We start from the raw sequence: 2,430 nt of genomic DNA on the forward strand, positions 1-2,430 counted from the left end.
CCAGCGAGTGGTCGAGCGCGAGCATGATCTCGAGGCGCGCGTCACCCGCGGGCTTGCCGGTCTCGGCGCGTACGAGGGCGATGAGCTCGTCGAGGTGCGCGACGATGTCGCGGCGCCACCCGTCGAGCGCCCGACGGCGCCCCGCGAACCCGAGAGCGCGCCACTCCTCCGCGGCGCGGCGGGCACGGTCGACGGTGGCGGCGACCTCGTCCGCGCCCCGCACGGGGAACGTTCCGACGACGCGGCCGTCCAGCGGGCTGAGCGAGTCGAACGTGGTGGCGGTCATGGCATCCATGTCATGCGCTCCGCTTCTGGCCGTAGGCGGTCGCCACGGCGGCGGCCACGACGTCGGCCTGCTGTTCCGGGCTGAGTTCCGCGGGCGCTGCCACGGCCCGCGCCCGCAGGTAGATGTCGCACGCCCACTCCAGCAGCGCGGTGTTCGCGACGGCGTCGGCGAGATCGCGACCGGTCGTCACGGCGCCGTGGTGCGCGAGGATCGCGGCGTTCGCGGTCGTCAGCGCCGCACCGGCGCTCGCCGCGAGCTCGGGCGACCCGAAGACCGCGAACGGCACGACCTCGACCTCGCCGCCGAGGGTGAGCTGCTGATAGTGGATGCACGGCAGGCGGTCGCTCACGAGCGACAGGGCGATCGCGGCCGGCGCGTGCGTGTGGACCACGGCCCCGACGGCGTCGTCGGCGTACGCCGCGAGGTGCAGCCCGAGTTCCGAGCTGGGCGCGAGCGAACCGACCACGACCCGCCCGTCACGGTCGACGACCGACACGTCGTCGGCGGTCGCCTGTGCGAACACGACGCCGGTCGCGGTGATCGCGATCCCTCCGTCGACACGCACGCTGACGTTGCCCGCCGTCCCCTTCACCAGCCCGTCCGCCGCGAGCGCGCGGCACGCGTCGGCGATCGCGGCGCGGGCGTCCTGCGTCACCGCGCGGCCTCCGACAGGAGAGCGTCGATGGATGCCGCGTCGTACGTGCCGTGATCGGTGCCGACGCCCGCGACGACCTGGGCCGCCACGGCCGAGCCGAAGCGCGCCGCCTCGACCGAGGTCTGTCCGCGGAGCTTCGCGAAGACGAACCCGGCGGAGAACGCGTCGCCGCCGCCGCTGGTGTCCACCGGGACGGCCGGGACGATTGGGATGTCGACGAGGTCGTCGCCCTCGACGAGGACGATGTCGTCGCCGCCGTTCGTGATCGCGACGACGCGTGCGCCGGCCTCGGCGAGGACGTGCGCGGCGGCGTGCAGGTCGGGCGCGCCCGTCCACCCCAGGGCCTGCTCCGCGTTCGGCAGCATGTAGTCGGTGTAGGGCAGCAGCGGCTCGATGAGGGCGTAGAACGCCGGCTCTCCGCCGATGAGGAAGTCGAGCGAGGTCGTCGCCCCGTTCGCCCGCGCGTGATCGAGGATCTCGATGACGTTCTCGGGTCCGAGGAGCTCGGGCGCCCCGACGTGCACGTGGTCGGCCGCGGCCAGCACATCCCACGGCACGACATCGGCGGCGAGCGCGTTGGCACCGACGACGTGGAGCGCGGGACGCGAGCCATCCGACCGGATGGGGAGGACGGATGCCGAGGTCGGCAGCTCGCCCGTGACCAGGTGTTCCACGTCGATCCCGGCGTCGGCCAGCAGCCCGCGGAGCACGCGCCCCGCCACGTCGTCACCGACGGCGCCGCTCGTGATCACGCGCGCGCCGAGCTTGTTCAGGACGAGCGCGGTTCCTCCGGCGGGACCGGCGGCCGACATCACGATCTCGTCCACGAGCAGCGAGCCCTGCCCGGGCGGGATCTCGTCGACGGGCTGGACGATCGTGTCGAGCACGTGGGCTCCGAGCGTGACGATGCGGGGGACGGCGGTCATCGTTGAGCCTCCGGGTCGGCACCGGCGCAGCGGGCCCACGTCGGCAAGTGGCACATTTGTACCATCTTGAGCGGGGGTGCGGCAAGAGCGGGAGTCGCCCACGGCTCAGCGCCTGCGGCGGCTCAGCGCACGCGGTGCCCCCGGCCGAGGAGCACGCCGAGCCACGCGGCGAACGTCCCGACGACGACGGTGACCGCGCCCCACCACAGCAGCGACAGGTCGGCCGACTCGACGGCGAGCGAGCTGTACGTCGTGAAACCGCCCAGCACGCCGGTTCCGAAGAACAGCTGCGCCCGCTGCGCGCGTGTCGACATTGGCATCCGGGCCCGGATTCCGAACAGGATACCGATCGCGAACGCACCCACGACGTTGATGATCGGCACGAGGGCGGGGCCGAGATCGCCCGCGAGAGCGAGAGTCAGCCCGGCGCGCACCGCGGTCCCGATCGCGCCGCCGACAGCCACCGAGACGAGATCGCGCCAGGACACCACGCTCGACACCCTACGCCGCGCCGGGTCGTCCTGGGGTTTGGGGCGGATTCCTGCGTTTGGGGCGGAAAAACG

The 2,430-nt window shown here is 73.3% G+C and carries 4 protein-coding genes; all 4 read right to left on the reverse strand.

Annotated elements, in window-relative coordinates:
* Positions 1-286, reverse strand: a 286-nt coding sequence (locus I5G_RS20735; protein ID WP_148286409.1) for an aldehyde dehydrogenase family protein, incomplete at its 3' end; no start/stop codon positions are given.
* A gap of 10 nt (positions 287-296) precedes the next feature.
* A complete protein-coding gene (locus I5G_RS05165) occupies positions 297-941 on the reverse strand; it encodes a class II aldolase/adducin family protein (RefSeq protein WP_022878108.1) in 645 nt (214 codons plus the stop codon).
* Positions 938-1,867 (reverse strand): carbohydrate kinase family protein, encoded by a 930-nt coding sequence (locus I5G_RS05170; protein WP_022878109.1) that lies wholly within the window; start codon positions 1,865-1,867, stop codon positions 938-940. Before I5G_RS05170 ends, I5G_RS05165 begins: the two co-directional genes overlap by 4 nt.
* Before the next feature lie 122 nt (positions 1,868-1,989).
* Positions 1,990-2,430, reverse strand: a 441-nt coding sequence (locus I5G_RS05175) for a CrcB family protein (protein WP_306305781.1), incomplete at its 5' end; no start/stop codon positions are given.

The organism is Microbacterium sp. B19 (assembly GCF_000333395.1).
Classification (GTDB): domain Bacteria; phylum Actinomycetota; class Actinomycetes; order Actinomycetales; family Microbacteriaceae; genus Microbacterium.

Coding starts and splice junctions, on each gene's coding strand:
- I5G_RS05170 (WP_022878109.1), bottom strand. CDS start 1,867: ATGACCGCCGTCCCCCGCATCGTCACGCTCGGAGCCCACGTGCTCGAC.